Annotated in this window: 14 protein-coding genes; 1 reads left to right on the plus strand and 13 read right to left on the minus strand. The window is 56.3% G+C overall.

What is annotated here, in order from left to right:
- Positions 1-4: 4 nt before the first annotated feature.
- Entirely contained in the window at positions 5-1,252 is a 1,248-nt protein-coding gene (gene hflX, locus GZ1_RS06085; protein ID WP_060788113.1) for a GTPase HflX, read from the minus strand.
- Between the two features lie 160 nt (positions 1,253-1,412).
- Between hflX and GZ1_RS06090 the strand changes: the two genes are divergently transcribed.
- On the plus strand, positions 1,413-2,030 hold the full coding sequence (locus GZ1_RS06090; RefSeq protein WP_015374465.1) for a trimeric intracellular cation channel family protein: 618 nt from the start codon (positions 1,413-1,415) through the stop codon (positions 2,028-2,030).
- 322 nt (positions 2,031-2,352) lie between these two features.
- Here the strand turns inward: GZ1_RS06090 and GZ1_RS06095 are convergent, their stop codons facing one another.
- The 12 genes from GZ1_RS06095 to GZ1_RS06150 all read right to left on the minus strand — a co-directional run bounded on the left by GZ1_RS06095 (position 2,353) and on the right by GZ1_RS06150 (position 16,372).
- Entirely contained in the window at positions 2,353-3,231 is an 879-nt protein-coding gene (locus GZ1_RS06095) for a DMT family transporter (RefSeq protein WP_015374464.1), read from the minus strand.
- 99 nt (positions 3,232-3,330) lie between these two features.
- A complete protein-coding gene (locus GZ1_RS06100) occupies positions 3,331-3,900 on the minus strand; it encodes a Uma2 family endonuclease (protein WP_020756055.1) in 570 nt (189 codons plus the stop codon).
- Positions 3,901-4,049: 149 nt separating this feature from the next.
- Positions 4,050-5,201, minus strand: coding sequence for a thiolase family protein (locus GZ1_RS06105; RefSeq protein WP_174520673.1), 1,152 nt, complete (start codon positions 5,199-5,201; stop codon positions 4,050-4,052).
- Between the two features lie 128 nt (positions 5,202-5,329).
- Positions 5,330-6,181 (minus strand): 3-hydroxyacyl-CoA dehydrogenase family protein, encoded by an 852-nt coding sequence (locus tag GZ1_RS06110; RefSeq protein ID WP_060788114.1) that lies wholly within the window; start codon positions 6,179-6,181, stop codon positions 5,330-5,332.
- A 14-nt stretch (positions 6,182-6,195) separates the two neighbouring features.
- Positions 6,196-7,815: a long-chain fatty acid--CoA ligase gene (locus GZ1_RS06115; RefSeq protein ID WP_060788115.1), complete on the minus strand. Its 1,620-nt coding sequence runs from the start codon at positions 7,813-7,815 to the stop codon at positions 6,196-6,198.
- Between the two features lie 3 nt (positions 7,816-7,818).
- On the minus strand, positions 7,819-8,892 hold the full coding sequence (locus GZ1_RS06120) for a CaiB/BaiF CoA transferase family protein (protein WP_060788116.1): 1,074 nt from the start codon (positions 8,890-8,892) through the stop codon (positions 7,819-7,821).
- Between the two features lie 14 nt (positions 8,893-8,906).
- Positions 8,907-10,052, minus strand: coding sequence for an acyl-CoA dehydrogenase family protein (locus tag GZ1_RS06125; protein WP_060788117.1), 1,146 nt, complete (start codon positions 10,050-10,052; stop codon positions 8,907-8,909).
- A gap of 25 nt (positions 10,053-10,077) precedes the next feature.
- The gene (locus GZ1_RS06130; protein WP_033006255.1) at positions 10,078-11,652 is read right to left on the minus strand and encodes a fatty acid--CoA ligase; all 1,575 of its coding nucleotides are present in this window, start codon (positions 11,650-11,652) and stop codon (positions 10,078-10,080) included.
- Positions 11,653-11,819: 167 nt separating this feature from the next.
- Positions 11,820-12,752, minus strand: a complete 933-nt coding sequence (gene spoVK / locus GZ1_RS06135) for a stage V sporulation protein K (RefSeq protein ID WP_060788118.1) — start codon at positions 12,750-12,752, stop codon at positions 11,820-11,822.
- Between the two features lie 318 nt (positions 12,753-13,070).
- A complete protein-coding gene (hfq, locus tag GZ1_RS06140) occupies positions 13,071-13,301 on the minus strand; it encodes an RNA chaperone Hfq (RefSeq protein ID WP_060788119.1) in 231 nt (76 codons plus the stop codon).
- Between the two features lie 34 nt (positions 13,302-13,335).
- Positions 13,336-14,283, minus strand: coding sequence for a tRNA (adenosine(37)-N6)-dimethylallyltransferase MiaA (miaA, locus tag GZ1_RS06145; RefSeq protein WP_060788120.1), 948 nt, complete (start codon positions 14,281-14,283; stop codon positions 13,336-13,338).
- 391 nt (positions 14,284-14,674) lie between these two features.
- Complete coding sequence (locus GZ1_RS06150; protein WP_060788121.1) at positions 14,675-16,372, minus strand: methyl-accepting chemotaxis protein; 1,698 nt, start codon at positions 16,370-16,372, stop codon at positions 14,675-14,677.
- Between the last annotated feature and the right edge of the window lie 140 nt (positions 16,373-16,512).

The raw sequence follows: 16,512 nt of genomic DNA on the forward strand, positions 1-16,512 counted from the left end.
CTTTCTACCGTTGGAATGATTGCAATTCCCCATACAAGGGATGCGCTGGCAGCACGTACCCTTGGCAGTCGTACGTGCCCCTTTGTTCATTATAATGCCATTCGTGCAAAATGGTGTCCGATTTTAGCTGGGCGAGCAGTTTTCCTTCCCCGCTCGGGATCGATACGTCATAATGAACCATTTGCCGTTTCACCGCTTCTTCAATAAAGCGGCGGAGCCGGTCGACATCGGCAGCCGAGAGCGCGCTCATCACGATCGCATCGGTTGTCGTCGGGAGAAATTCCAGCGTTTGCCGGTCGCTTTTATTGTAAACGGTGACGGCCGGAATGGAAGAAGCCCCTAGTTCCGCCAAGAGCCGCGATACCGTCCGCTCATGCTCGGCGTAGTCCGGATGCGACGAATCGACGACGTGAAGCAATAAATCCGCTTCCTTCACTTCTTCAAGCGTCGAGCGAAACGCAGCGACAAGCGTCGTCGGCAAGTCTTGAATGAACCCGACCGTATCGGTGAGAAGCACCGTGTAGCCGCATGGCAAGACGCATTTGCGCGTCAACGGGTCGAGCGTGGCAAACAGCAAGTTTTCCTCGAACGAATCGGCGGCGGTCAGCCGGTTGAAAATCGTCGACTTGCCGGCGTTCGTATAGCCGACAAGCGCCACTTGAAAGGCGCGGTTTTTTTGCCGGCGCTCGCGGTAGCGTTCGCGATGCTCAGCCACCCGGCGAAGTTCGCCTTTAATATCGTCAATGCGGCGGCGAATGTGACGGCGGTCGGTCTCCAGCTTCGTCTCCCCCGGACCGCGCGTGCCGATGCCGCCGCCCAAGCGAGACAGCGCCTCCCCTTGGCCGCTAAGGCGCGGCAGCATATACTCCAGCTGGGCGAGCTCGACTTGCAGCTTTCCTTCTTTCGATCGGGCGCGCTGAGCAAAAATGTCTAAAATGAGCTGCGTCCGGTCAATCACTTTCACCTCGCCAAGCATGTTCGTCAAATTGCGCGCTTGGCTTGGAGAGAGCTCGCTGTTGAAAATAACCACGTCCGGTTCCAGCTGCTTGACTATGGCGGCGAGCTCTTCCGTTTTCCCTTTTCCGATATACGTCGCCGGGTGCGGCGCTTCACGTTTTTGCGTCACCTCTGCCACAACCTCGCCGTTCGCCGTCGCAACGAGCGAAGCGAGCTCCTCCATCGAATAGCGAAACCGTTCATCATCGACACCAGCGAGCTGGCAGCCGACAAGGATCGCTTGTTCACGGCTCATGGCATCCCCCTTCCTTTCCCTCGCGGCGAACATGTTCTCTACGTTCATGATACCAAATCCCACCGTCGGTCTGCTAGTTCGTTCCAAAAAAACGATTGATTTTCCGCCGCTTTTGCCTCTACAATGATACAAGAACACGACACGGAAAGGAACAGCACGAATGACGTGGGAAGTATTGAGCATCATCGGCACGATCGCCTTTGCCATCAGCGGGGCGATCGTCGCGATGGAAGAGGAGTACGATTTGCTTGGGGTGTACATTTTAGGGATTGTCACCGCTTTTGGCGGCGGGGCGGTGCGCAATTTGTTGATCGGGGTCCCCGTGTCGGCGTTATGGGAACAGCAGCCGCTCTTTCTTGTCGCTTTGGCGGCCATGACAGTTGTGTATTTGTTCCCAAAGCAAATGCTGCCGCCGTGGAAGCGGTGGGGCAACTTTTTTGACGCCCTTGGGTTGTCCGCGTTCGCCATTCAAGGGGCGCTGCATGCCGTCAACATGGGGCATCCATTAAGCGCGGTCATCGTCGCCGCGGTGTTGACCGGAAGCGGCGGCGGCATGATCCGTGACGTGTTGGCGGGAAGAAAGCCGCTCGTGTTGCGCGCAGAAATTTATGCCGCCTGGGCCATTCTCGCCGGTCTCGCCGTTGGGCTGAAATGGGCCGAATCGCCCATGGAGCTGTATGTGCTGTTGATTGTCGTCGCCGCCCTCCGCATTTTGTCGTACACATACGGTTGGAAGCTGCCGCGGCGGGCGGTTGGAGAAAAAGCGGGCGAGCAATGATCAAACGGCAAAAACAACATCTACTCATTGATTCGTACGAAAAGATAGACGGCTCCTCGCTTTTATATAGATGCAATTTAAAGCTTTGCCATTTTTCTTTTTTACCGGTCATTTCATCCGACTGTCGAGTGACCGAACAACGCTGCTTAAAGACCCATATATGGGTCTGTGAAGCAGGCGGTTGTTCGGTCCTCCGTCACGCCAAGGCGTGACGGAGAAGCCTGTGGCTTTCCTCCGACAGTCGAAAAGGGGAAAACCGCTTTTCCGTCAAGGATATGTTAAACTTCTTCGTTGCATCTATATAGTTTGCTGACGCTTTCCTTTACGCGCTTTGCCCGCTTCGCACCGCCACGACCACCCCAGCAACGATCAGCGCCCCACCAAGCCAAAACGAGGCGGTGAGCTCCTCATGCAACAGCAGCCAGCCAAAGAGCGAGCCGACAAGCGGCTGGAAAAAGAAAAAGAGCGAGCCGACGCCGGCGTCGATCATTTCCATCCCTTTGTTCCAAAGAAAAAATGCCCCCGCCGTCGATACAACGCCAAGATACAACACTCCAAGGGCGACGGGAACGCTCCAATGGCTCGCGGCAAGCCCTGGCCCTTCGGCGAACATCATCGGGGTCATGCCAATGAATGCCACAAAAATGGCATACGTAGTGACCGAAAACACGGACAGGCGAGCTGACGCCATTTTCACCAGCACCGACAACAGCGCCCAAGTGATCGCCGCGCCGACTAACGCCATATTTCCAGCGAACGTCGACTCCCCGCTGCCCCCGAGGCCAACGATGACGATGACACCCGCTGTCGCCAGTAGCAGCGCGGCCATTTTCCGCCATGTAAGCGCCTCGCCAAGCAGCCAGCGGGCAAACAAGACGACAAACGCCGGCGTTGAGGCGGTAATGAGCGAAGCAGTATGGGCGTTCGACCATTTCGTGCCGACAAACTGCAAGGAAATAGAAACGACGTAGCCGATGATTCCGATCGCGATGACCATTCCCCAATCACGCCCGTTTTTCGGCGGGCGCTCGCGTTTCACCGCGGCGATGGCACCGAGCACAATCAAGGCAACGGCGTAGCGCAGCCAGACGAGCGTAAACGACGGAATGTAGTCCAACACGTATTTGCTCACGACGTACATCCCGCCCCAAATGCTGGCAGCAAGCGATAAACACAAGGAAGCGAGAACAGGTTGTTTCATGGCATCGATCCCCCTATGCGTTCTTCTTTCTGCTGCTGACATCAAAGGCGAAGCCGTTATTTCCAGAGATGGCAGTCAAACAAGGCTGTTCTCCATCAGCTACACATCGCTTTCTTCCGGAGGAAACACGGGGGCGAGCGAAACCGTCAAATCCGGTTGCCAAAACGAAACCAACTCATCGCTTGGCCCGAAAACCGCTCGCTGCTCGAATCGTCCATCTTGCCAGCTGAGCACTTCGATCGTTCGATTGCTGGGGTCTACCATCCAATATTCATGCACCCCATATTTTTCGTATAAATAGTATTTCTGGTTTCGATCGCGCAGGGCGGTGCTTGGCGACAGCACTTCCACAACGAGATCGGGAGCCCCTTTCATTCGCCGATTCCCGATTTGCTCAACCCGACAAACGACTGATAAATCCGGCTGAACAACCGTTTTCGCCATCCGTTCCGGCTCTTCAGGATCAAGCTGAACATTAAACGGGGCAAGAATAACATGACAGCCGCGCGCCTGAAAATGCGAAGCCAATGCAAGGTGCAGTTGTCCGACCACATACTGGTGCTCAAACGACGGAGACGCCAATAAATAGGGAACGCCATCGATCAGTTCCCAATTTCCTTCCCAATGTTCAATGTCGCGATACGTGTAAAACGGCTTCTCCTTCTGCACTGCGCTTCCCCTTTCACTTTCTTTTCTTTCATCTTATCACACGGCACTGGCTCCGTCCCATACTTTTATGTTCCCGTCACGAAAGAAAAAACAGCGGGCGCCCCCGCTGTCGAGCGTGTGTCACACAAATGTTTTTCCGCACGTTGCCCTTACTCCCGTTCGATGATCGTCGCCGTCGCCATCCCGTGGCCGATGCAAATCGTCAATAGCCCATAGCGGCCGCCGCGCCGTTCCAGTTCGTGAACGAGCGATGTCATGAGCTTCGCACCGGTGGCGCCGAGCGGATGGCCAAGCGCAATGGCGCCGCCGTTGACATTCACCTTCTCAAGCGGAGCGCCGATTTCCTTTTGCCAAGCGAGCACGACCGGGGCGAACGCTTCATTGATTTCAATAAGGTCGATGTCGTCGATCGTGAGGCCGGCTTTTTTCAATACTTGCCTCGTCGCCGGGATGACGCCATCCAGCATATACGTTGGGTCGGAGCCGACGACCGTTTGCGCGACAATGCGCGCTTTCGGCTTCAGTCCGAACCGCCTCGCCGCCTCCCGTTCCATCAAAAGCACAGCAGCCGCCCCGTCGCTCATTTGGCTCGCATTGCCGGCGGTGATGACGCCGTCTTCTTGAAACACCGGCTTGAGCGCGGCGAGCGCTTCCGGTGATGTATCGGCCCGCGGCCCTTCATCATCGGTGACAAGGATTTCGCGGCCATCGCGGTCAAGCCCTTTCACCGGAACGATTTCGGCGCGAAATTTCCCCTCGCGCAAGGCGGCCAAGGCGCGCCGATGGCTTTCGTAGGCATAGGCATCCAGCTCCGCGCGCGTCAGGCCGTATTTTTTGGCGATCCGCTCAGCCGAGACGCCCTGGTGGATGAATTCGTATTTTTCATGAAGCGACGGCGGAATCGTCTGCTCGTTGCCATCGCTTAAAATCGGCACTTTCGTCATGCTTTCGACTCCGGCGGCGATCGTGACATCCATATCGCCAGAGCGGATTTCCTGGGCGGCGAAATGAATCGCCTGCTGCCCCGAGCCGCACATTCGGTTGATTTGCACGGCCGGCACTTCGATCGGGAATCCGGCCTCGAGCGCCGCCAGCCGGCCGATGTTGTACCCTTGTTCGGCGATCGGCGTCACGCAGCCCATGACGATGTCTTCGACCATCCGTTTCTCAATGCCCGCCCGGCGCACGACTTCATCGAGCACCACCGCGGCAAGATGCACCGGATGAACATCCCGGAAGACGCCGTTTCGCTTGCCGACCGGCGTCCTGACGGCTTCCACAATCACCGCTTCACGCACCATTTTCTCCTCCTTGTTGATGTTGTCAACGCCACGCCTTGACGGCGCAGCCGCACCGTTGTATCCAACGATGCACCGCGGCGCCGCCAAACGAGCCCGTTTCTGTCCACCTCTCCGTGAGAGGCGCTTGTTCATTTTGCATACGTATAGAACCCTTTCCCTGTTTTCCGCCCTAAATGCCCGGCTTCAACGAGCTTGCGCAAAAGCTGCGGCGCCCGGAACCGGTCGCCGTATGCTTCCGTCATGTTTTCACTCACAAACAGGAGCGTATCAAGCCCGACCATGTCGGCGAGCTCAAAGGGACCCATCGGGTAATTGAGCCCAAGGCGCACCGCTTTATCGATGTCTTCCACAGAGGCTACTCCCTCTTCGTACATGCGGATGCACTCGATCATATGAGCGGCGATCGCTCTTGTCGTCACAAATCCTTGCCGGTCTTTCACGACGACCGTTTCTTTGCCAAGCTCCACAGACAGCCGACGGATGGCGTCGACTGTGTCGTCAGAAGTCGTCTCACCTTTCACAATTTCGATCAACTTCATCACTGGCGCCGGATTGAACCAATGCATGCCGATGACGTTTTCCGGCCGCTTCGTCGCGGCGGCAAGCGCCGTGACGCTCAGCTCGGATGTGTTGGTCGCTAAAATGGCGTCCGGCTTCGCCAGTTGATCAAGCTGCTGAAACACGTCTTTTTTCAGCGCCAAGTTTTCCGGCACGGCTTCGATGACGACATCCGCCCCGCGCACCGCTTCGGCCAAATCGACGGTCGAGCGGATGCGCCCGAGCGCCGCCGCTGCCTCCGACTCGGACAGCCCGCCGGTTTTGACAAAGCGGCGCAAGCTTTTTTCCGCCGAAGCGAGCCCATTTTGCAAGGCCGCTTCGGACACGTCATATAAATACACCGTTTTTCCCGCCATCGCCGCCGTTTGCGCGATGCCGCTTCCCATCACCCCGGCGCCGATGACCGCAATGGTGTCTGCCACGGTGTCCGCCTCCTTTACTCCTTCGCCGCATCGGCATAGCGCGCTGCCATCTCATCGCGCAGTTTCCGCTTCAAAAACTTGCCGACGCTCGTTTTCGGAATTTCATCGAGAAACACAATGTCATCCGGCAGCCACCATTTTGTAAATTGCGGGCGCAAAAAGTCGTACAGCTCTTCTTTTGTCACGCTTTTGCCTTCTTTCAGCACGACGCAGGCAATCGGGCGCTCTTGCCATTTCGGATGCGGCACAGCGACGACCGCCGCTTCGAACACCGCCTCATGGGCCATAAGCGCATTCTCCAAATCAACCGATGAAATCCATTCGCCGCCGCTTTTAATGACATCCTTCGTCCGGTCGACAATTTTCACAAACCCTTCTTCGTCCACGGTGACGACATCGCCGGTATGGAGCCAGCCATCGCGAAATGCTTCGTTCGTTCTCTCATCGTTGTAATACTCGGCCGCAATCCACGGACCGCGCAAGCAAAGCTCGCCCATTTCCTGGCCGTCCCAGCGAACCGGCCCGTTTTGGCCGATCACTTTCATCTCAAGCCCCGGCGCAAGCAGCCCTTGCTTGGCGCGAACATCAAGTTTCTCCTCGTACGACAGCCCGTCTTGATAGCTTTTCAGGCGTGAGACAAGCACAAGCGGGCTCGTTTCGGTCATGCCGTACGCGTGAATGAACGGAATGCCGTATTTTTCTTCAAACGCGCGGATGATCCCTTTCGGCGCGGCTGAACCGCCGCAAATGACGCGCGTCAGGCTGCTGACGTCATAGTTTCCTTTCTCCAACTCTTGCAACAGCCCGAGCCAAATCGTCGGCACGCCAGCGGTGATCGTCACTCGTTCGGCGTCAATCAGCTCGGCAAGCACTTTCGGCGTAAACGCCGGACCCGGCATGACGATCGTCGAACCGAACCAAGTAGCGGCAAACGGCAGCCCCCACGCGTTGACATGGAACATCGGTACGACCGGCATGACGACATCGCGCTCGCATAACCCTTGCGTATCAGCCAGCCCTAACGCCATCGCGTGCAAGACGGTGCTGCGGTGCGTATACACAACCCCTTTCGGATTTCCCGTTGTCGCCGACGTATAACACATACCAGCCGGTTGGTATTCATCGAGGTCTTTCAAGAACGGAAATGTTGGATCGCCCTCGGCAAGCAGTTTCTCGTAATGGTACACCGGCGAGAGCTTCGTTTCCGGCAGCTCGTCGGCATCGGTCATGACGATGAAAGCGCGTACGTTCGGGATCTCGTCCTTGATCGCTTCAATTGCCGGCAGCAAATCATCATCGATCAGCAGCACACGGTCATCGGCGTGGTTGATGATGTAAGCGATATGCTGCGGCGAAAGGCGGATGTTGATCGTATGGAGCACCGCCCCGATGCCGGGAATGGCAAAATACGCTTCCAAATGGCGGTGATGATTCCAAGCGAACGTGCCAACGCGGTCGCCGACTTCCACCCCGATCCGCTTCAACACGCTTGACAGCCTGCGCGTCCGCTCGCCGATCTCCTTGTATGTATGGCGGACGATGCCGCCTTTCATGCGCGAAACGACTTGCTTTTTTGGGAAAAACAACTCCGCCCGCTCAAGCATCATGGAAATGTTTAACGGTGTTTTCATCATCGGTTATTCCTCCCCCTTTACCAAATGCGCATGTTCATTGACTTTAGGCGGCTCCCCGCCGCCCCATTGGCCGTCCGGCCCATGTGCGGCCGTCCACACGCCGCCCGGCTGCAGCCGAACGAGATGGCGGAGCCGGCTGTCAGCAAACAGCGCCTTCGCCTCACCCGTCTCCAGCACCGGGGCAAGGCAGACGTCGACCGCTTCGGCGAACGCGCTCCACTCATCCAATGTCTTTTCACGGAACAAGGCGGCGAGCTCGTCATATACGGCTTCCCCCGATCGCGCCGGCGCCCATTGCGCCTCCGTCCATTCCGGATGGCCGACCGCCTCGCAAAACCGCCGCCAAAAGTGCGGCTCGAGCGCCGCTAAACTCATATAACGGCCGTCTTTTGTCTCGTACAGCTGATAGCACACCACCTCCCCAGACAACTCGGAAAGACCGGTCTTCGGCCCACCGCCGTGTTCAATGGCAAAGTGGCCGGCCATCATCGACGCCAAACCATCGACAAGCGAGACGTCTAAATGCGCGCCGGCCCCTGTTTTCTCACGGGCAAACAGCGCTGCCAAAATGCGTTCGGCCGCCGCCATGCCGCCGATAAAATCGGCCAGCGTCGCTTTCGGGTGAACCGGGCGGCCGCGTTCATCGGCGAGCTGCGCCAACAAGCCGGAGAGCGCCATGTAGTTTAAATCATGGCTTCCGAGCAGCGAGCGCCCGCTCTGTTGGCCAAAGCCGCTGATCGAGCAGTAAATGATCCGTTCGTTGTCGCGGCGCACGTCGTCGTAGCCGAGCCCAAGCCGCGCCATCACCCCGGGGCGGAAGCTTTCGATCACCACATCGGCGCGGGCGGCGAGCCGCCGGGCTTGCTCGCGCCCCGCCTCCGTCTTTAAATCAAGAGCGATGCTTTGTTTACCGGCGTTATAGGCGGCAAACAACCGGCCCTCGGCGAACGGGCGCAGCCGGTCGCCGGACGGCGGCTCGATTTTGATGACGTCCGCTCCGAGCTGCGCGAGCCGCCAGCTGGCAAACGGGCCGGGCAAGTAATGGGAAAAATCAACGACTACAATGCCATGAAGCATGTCTTTCCCTCTCTCTACAAATCTAGCTGCCGGGCGATGATCGTTTTCATCATCTCGTTCGTCCCGGCGTAGATGGCGCTTACGGGAATGTCGCGATAGCGCCGGGCAATCTCGTATTCTTCCATATAGCCGTAGCCGCCGTGCAGCTGCATCGCCTCGGCGGCGACGCGTTTGGCCATCTCGGTAATCCACCATTTCGCCATCGACACTTCGGTGACGATCTGTTTTCCTGCCATATGCTCCTCGATGACACGGTCGACAAACGCGCGGCCAAGGGTGATTTCCGTCGCCATCTCGGCAAGGCGGAACTGGACGGTCTGAAACTCGCTCACCCGTTTGCCGAACGCCGTGCGCTGTTTGACATATTGCTTCGTCAAGGAAAACATCACTTCCGCCGCCGTTTGGGCGGCAATGGCGACAACGAGCCGCTCCTGCTGGAGCTTTTCCATCAAATAGTAAAAACCTTTTCCTTCTTCGCCGAGCAAGTTATGCGCCGGCACTTTCGCATCTTGGAAAAACAGCTCAGCGGTATCTTGGGCGTGCAGCCCGACTTTCTCAAGCTTCCGGCCGCGCGTAAACCCCGGCGTATCCCGCTCCACGACAAGCAGGCTGATGCCGCGGTGCGGCGGCTTTGCCTGCGGATCGGTTTTGCAGGCGACGACGATCAAGTCGGCATGAATGCCGTTCGTGATAAACGTTTTTTGTCCGTTGACGATGTAATAATCGCCGTCTTTGATGGCCGTCGTTGAAATGTTCGCCAAATCCGAACCGGCGCCTGGCTCGGTCATGGCGATCGCCGTGATGAGCTCGCCGGTGACGCATTTTGGCAGCCATTTTTGTTTTTGCTCCTCCGTTCCGTACGATGCGATATACGGCGTGACAATGTCGTTGTGCAAGCCGATGCCGACGAGGCTCGATCCAACTTTTTCTAGTTCTTCGTTAATGACAACCGAATAGGCAAAATCGGCGTTTAGACCCCCATACTTCTCATCGACCCAGGGGCAAAGAAAGCCGTTCTCGCCCATCTTCGCCCAAAACGAACGCGGAATGATGCCGCGCTTCTCCCAATCGTTATAATGCGGGTACGCTTCTTTTTCCAAAAACTTGCGAAACGCCGCGCGGAACATATGGTGCTCCTCACGCAAATAGCGAGCCGTCACCCGTTCATCCCTCTCTTCTGTTCGGTCACTTTTTCTCTGTTCCGCCCGCCGCCTGTTTTTTCAGCTGTTCGCGCAGCAAAAACTTTTGGATTTTCCCGCTCGCGTTGCGGGGCAGAGCATCGATGAAATAGTAGGCGCGCGGACGTTTGTACGGAGCAAGGCGGTCGCTCGTTTTGCAAAACTGCTCGAGCTCATCGGCGGTCAGGAGGTCGTCTTTTTTGACGACGAAGGCGACGACTTTTTCGCCCCACAGCTCATCCGGCTCGCCGAGCACAGCGACATCAAGCACTTTCGGATGCTCGTACAACACGTCCTCGACTTCGCGCGGATAGACGTTTTCCCCGCCGCTGATCACCATGTCATCGACCCGGTCGGCGACATACAAGTAGCCGTCTTCATCAAGGTAGCCGAGGTCACCGGAATGATACCAACCTTTGTACAACGCTTTTTCCGTCGCTTCCTCGCGCTTGTAGTAGCCGGCCATCATGCACGGCCCGCGCATCACAATTTCACCGACTTCATATGGCGGCAGCACATCGTCTGGGTCGGACGGCCCGTCTTCACGCGCGCGGACGACGCGGATCTCATGGTTCAGGCAGGCGCGTCCAGCGGAACCGGCTTTTTTCAGCTGCTCGTCTTCCAACAAAAACGTCACCGCCGGCCCCATTTCCGTCATGCCGTACGCTTGAATCAGCTCGATGCCGAGCCGCTCTTGGCATTGCCTGACAAGGGCTGGAGCCATCGGAGCGGCGCCGTATAGGCCGAGGCGAAGCGAAGATAAATCGTAACCGCTTACATTCTCCTGCAAGATCATGTTCCACATCGTTGGGGCTCCGAATAGGATCGTAATCCGCTCCCGTTCGATCGTTTCAAGCACGAGCTTGGCGTCAAAATGGTGCAAAATGACGCTCGCCGCTCCGGCATGCACGCGCGGCAGCAAGCAGCAATGCAGCTCGGCGCAATGGAACAGCGGCGCTGCCGCCAGCCCGCGATCCGTCTCGCGGATGCGCATGACGCCATGGCAAATGACGCTTTGCTCGATCATGTCGCGGTGACGGTGCATCACTCCTTTTGGACGCCCAGTTGTGCCGCTTGTATACATAATGGCATAAAGATCGCTCTCATCCACATGAACACGCGGCGCTTCCTCTCCAGCCCGCGCGGCCTGCTCGTGAGCGTTTTTGGCAAACGGCGGCGGATCGCGGTCGATCGACCAAAATGACACGTGCGGGAAACGGCTGTGAATCGCGGCAAGTTCCGGTTCCACCGCCCGTTCAAACAGCACAATTTTCGGCTCGGCGTCCATCAAAATATAGGCAATTTCTTCCGCCCTCAGCCGAAAGTTGATCGGATTGAACACCGCGCCGATTTTGGCGCAGGCAAACAAAGCGGTCGCGAGCTCAAGCGTATTGTACAGCACCGTCGAAACGCGGTCTCCTTTGCGGACGCCCGCTTCCAAAAACGCGTTCGCCCACCGGTTGACCTCCCGCTCCCATTCGGCGTACGTATAGCGGCGCCCGGTCGCCACTTCGACAACCGCTTCCCGGTCCGGAAACTTTCGCACTGTTTGGGAAAACATCTCTCCAATCGTCACGTACAAACGCCTTCTCCCCCTTTTTCGTGTCTCGACAGAGGGCGGGCGGATCCCATAGACAGACAATTCAAATAATTTAGTGCATATGCCCCCGTTGTTTATGTATTCGCTCTTTTGGCCGGCATTCCTCTTTTTACGGCACAAAAAAAAACGAAAAGGAGACCCCTTTCGTTTTACGCATGGAAGACGAAATCGCGGTCGCGGATCGTCATCAGCTCTTTTTTGTCATAGCGCCCTTCGTGCAGAAGACGGACCGCCTGCTTGCGGATCGCTTTTTCGATCAAATTGCGCACATAGCGGCCGTTGCTGAACTTGAGGCGGCCGGTCGCTTCCAGCGTCCCTTCGAGATGAATGTACAGTTTCCGCTCCGCTTCCGGCGTCATTTCATACTCGCGTTCGCGCAGCATTTGTTTGGCGATTTGCACGAGCTCTTCGACGGTATAGTCCGGAAACTCGATCGTCAGCGGAAAGCGCGACGGCAACCCTGGGTTCAACGATAAAAAATAGTCCATTTCTTTCGGATAGCCGGCCAAAATCACAACCAAGTCGTCGCAATAGTCTTCCATCCCTTTGACAAGCGTGTCAATCGCTTCTTTGCCGAAATCTTTTTCGCCCCCGCGGGCGAGCGAATACGCTTCATCGATGAACAAAATTCCGCCGCGCGCTTTTTTGATCAAATCGCGCGTTTTGCTCGCCGTATGCCCGATATATTCCCCCACCAAATCGGCCCGCTCAGCCTCAATAAAGTGTCCTTTCGACAGGACGTTCATCTCAAAAAACAGCTTGCCGAGCAAGCGCGCCACCGTCGTTTTGCCGGTGCCGGGATTGCCTTTGAAAATCATATGGAGCGCCTGGCGGTTCGCTTTTAAGCCGTTTTCTTTGCGCATCCGGTTAATGTACAGCCAGGCGTAAATTTCCTTGACAATTTTTTTGACATGATCGAGCCCGATCAATTGGTCAAGTTCTTTCTGGATGTTGCGAAGCGCCTGATGCTCTTCGCCGTCGAGCCAATCGTTCCGCTCGTCTTTTACTAAATGGTTGACCGTTTTCGAATTGAGCACAATATTAATTTGCCCTTTCGCCTTGTTCATCGTCAATTCCGACAAAGGGCGTCACCTCGCTTCCCGTTTTCTGCCATCCGCACACGTTCCGCATTCGCTGCCGGCGCCTCGCGCTTTTGCTATTAGTATACGTACGCCGCCGCCGATCCGTGACAATCGCCCAAGCGAACAACCGGCCGGTCGCAGCGGGAAAAGTTTGTATATTTTTATTCAAAAAAACAGCCGTTTACGCATTCAAATTGAAAAAGCCGCTCAGATCAACGGAACAGCGGAACGGGAACAAGGTGCAGACCGACGGGCATCGAAAAAGACGCCCCCCATTAGGAAAGGCGTCTTCTCTCGGCGGTGTATGTACCGTCGGCATTACTGGTGCTCGGTTTCAAACTGGATGTTCCGCTCCGGCGCAAACGTTGAAATGGCGTGTTTGTAGATGAGCTGTTGTTTTCCTTGCACTTCCAAAAGCACGGTAAAATTGTCAAATCCTTTAATATACCCGCGCAGCTGGAAGCCGTTCAATAAGAAGACGGTCACTTGAATGCCCTCTTTGCGCAGCTGGTTTAAAAACTGGTCTTGAATGTTGATCGTCGTTTTCATGGAACGTCCTCCTCTTTTCTCTCTAAAGATATGGTTATATATTCGCTTCGAGTCGAAGCTTTCCTGCTATGTAGCGAAAAATTTCCTCCACTCTAGCGGCGAACATCTTGGCGTCCGTCATGTCAAACCATTCGACCGGCATTTGGTTGCGAAACCAAGTGAGCTGCCGTTTCGCATAGCGGCGCGAATTTTGTTTCAGCTGCTCGATCGCTTCATCAAGGGAAACGCGGCCGTCAAAATAATCGTACAGCTCTTTGTAGCCAATCGCCTGCACCGCCTGGCAATCGCGAAAGCCGCGGTCGTAAAGCGCTCTCGCCTCGTCCACCAACCCTTCGGCAATCATTTGATCGACCCGCTCGTTGATCCGCCGGTAAAGCACGCTCCGCTCCGCCGTCAGCCCAATGATGGCCGCTTCATACAACAGCTGTTTTTGTTGGCCTCGCTGCCATTCGCTGAACGGTTTTCCGGTCGAGTGATACACCTCCAAGGCGCGGATGACGCGGCGGACGTTACGCGGGTGAATGCGCGCCGCACTTTCCGGATCAACCGCCTCAAGCTGCCGATGGAGCGCTTCGACCCCTTGTTCAGCCGCCAGCTGCCGAAGAGCCCGCCGGTACGCTTCGTCGGAAGGAGCGTCGGAAAACTGGTAGTCGTAAATGGCCGCCTGAATGTACAGCCCGGTGCCGCCGACGATGATCGGCAGCCGGCCGCGCGCGGAAATGTCGGCGATGAGGGCGCGGCAAAGCCGCTGAAATTCAACGACGGAAAACGGTTCACACGGCTCTTTAATGTCAAGCAAATGGTGCGGAATCCCGTCCATTTCATCCGGCTTTACTTTCGCGGTGCCGATGTCCATTCCTTTGTAAATTTGCATCGAATCGCCGCTGATGATCTCCCCGCCCAACTTTTTCGCCAAGGCGATGCCGAGCCTCGTTTTGCCGACCGCCGTCGGCCCGACAATGACAACGACTTTTTCTGCCATGGTGCGCCACTGCTTTCTATTGCTGAACTCATATCAACCACCATTATACATAAAAACGGCAACGCATGAAACAATTTCTTTCCTACGTTTTCGCCATCTGTCTGCCGTTTTATACATCACAGCACGAAAAATTGCCGTTCTTTCCGTTGCCGCGCCGAACGCCAAAAAAGTGAACGCCGCAAAAGGCTTTCACCGTCCGCTAGGCCTCTTTTGCTTTTCCGCCCTTTTTCTTGGCGCTGACTCTTTTAACGTGTCGTTTATTCCGCACAAATGAGACCGCGCATAAACAATACCGAGGGCTGTTAAGGCTGGGATGGTGATGATCGTGTTATATCGGCGCCTTTTCCGCCACAAAACGGGCCGGCTGCCGCAGCAGCCGTCTCCATGGCCATCACAACGAAAACTTGCTGACAATCGACTGCAAATCGTCTGCCATTTTCGACAACGACGCGGCCGAAGCCGAAATTTCCTCCATCGACGCCAACTGTTCTTCGGTCGCCGCCGACACTTCCTGGGCGCCGGCGGACGTCGATTCGGCCACATCAGCGACAAGCCGGACAGAGCGGGCGATTTGCTCGGAAGAAGCGGCCATCTCGCTGACCGCCGACGATACGTCGCGAATTTGCACAGCGACTTCATCGACGGCAGCGCGAATGCGGGCAAATGTTTCCCCGGAAGCGCGAATGACCCCCGTTCCGCTCACCACCTCATGGACGACCGACTCCATCGATTGGACGGCACGAGCCGTTTCGTCTTGAATAGCGGCGATCAGCTCGGCGATTTGCTGCGCCGATTCCGCCGACTGCTCGGCGAGTTTGCGCACCTCATCGGCGACGACGGCAAAGCCGCGCCCGTGCTCCCCGGCGCGCGCCGCCTCAATCGCGGCATTTAACGCAAGCAAATTCGTCTGCGCCGCAATATTGCGGATCGCTTCGATGATGGAGCCGATTTGCTCCGAGCGATGGCCGAGCCCTTTAATCACTTCGGCCAACCGTTCGACTGTGGCGTTCACTTTGTTCATTTGCGCGACGCTCGCTTCGATCGTTTTCCCGCCGTCCGCCGCCTGTTTCGATGTTTCGGCGGCGATGGCGGCCACGTTTTGCGCCCGTCCGGAAACGTGCCCGATTTGCTCAGACATCGAGCCGACGGCTGCTGACGTTTCCTCGACGCTTTGCATTTGCTTGTCCACACCGGAAGCAACGTCTTGAATCGTACTCGCGATCTGCTCCGTCGCTTTGCTTGTCTGCTCGGCGCTCGCTGCCAGCTCTTCCGAGGAAGCGGCCACCTGTTCCGCATTTTGCGCCACTTCATGCAGCACGCTGCGCAAGTTTTTCGCCATTTGTTCAAACGAAGCGGCCAACTCGCCGATTTCATCGCGGTTGCGGACGCCGGTTTTCGTCTCGGTCAAATCGCCGGCGGCGATCCGCTTCGCCGCTTCTGACAGGGCGAGCAGCGGGCGGGAAAGCGAGCGGCTGATGTAATAGCTGACGGTCGCTCCAGCCGCCGCCGTCAACAAGCCGACGATGATGATCAGCCGCTGGACCGCAGCCGCCGATGCGCTCGCATCATCATTAGCTTCCTTCATTTCCCGCTGCTGGAGAGCGACCAATTGATTCACCTTTTCATCAAATTGGGTTGTTAAGTCGCGCCCTGTTGTGGTCACAAGGGCGATGTACTGCTCCGGTTTGTTTTGCGCTTTTAAGTCGAACGTTTTTTGCCCAAGTTCGTAAAACTGCTGTTCAAGCAAATCGAGCTCGGCAAGCAGCTGTTTCGTTTCTTCCCGCGTCAGCTCCGCCGCAAGCTTTTCGCTTATTTTCTTGTACTCCCCATGCGCTTTTTCAAAGTTTTTCCTTGACGTCTCATCGCCGGTCAACAAATAGCCGCGCATGCTGCCGACCTCGCGGCGGATCAATACTTCAAGCTCTTTGGCATTGACAAGCTTCGTCACCCGTTTGTCGATCACATCGGTGTATGTACGGTCAAGAGTCGAAATTTCGTAATAAGAAAACCCGACTAGCAGCGCGATCAACACGTAGACGAGGCCGAAGCCAGCCAGCAGTTTTTTGCGCACGGTCATTTTCATGTTCATTGGCAAGTCCTCCGTCTGTGAATCAGTATGTTGTTCCATCTACATTATCGGATGATAACAGCCAATGTTTAGTATTTTTTTGGCTCTTTCGCCATCTTTGATGAAAAGGCCTGCTTCATTGAGAAAATCAACTGGATTTT

This window comes from Geobacillus zalihae NBRC 101842 (assembly GCF_001544135.1).
GTDB lineage: Bacteria > Bacillota > Bacilli > Bacillales > Anoxybacillaceae > Geobacillus > Geobacillus zalihae.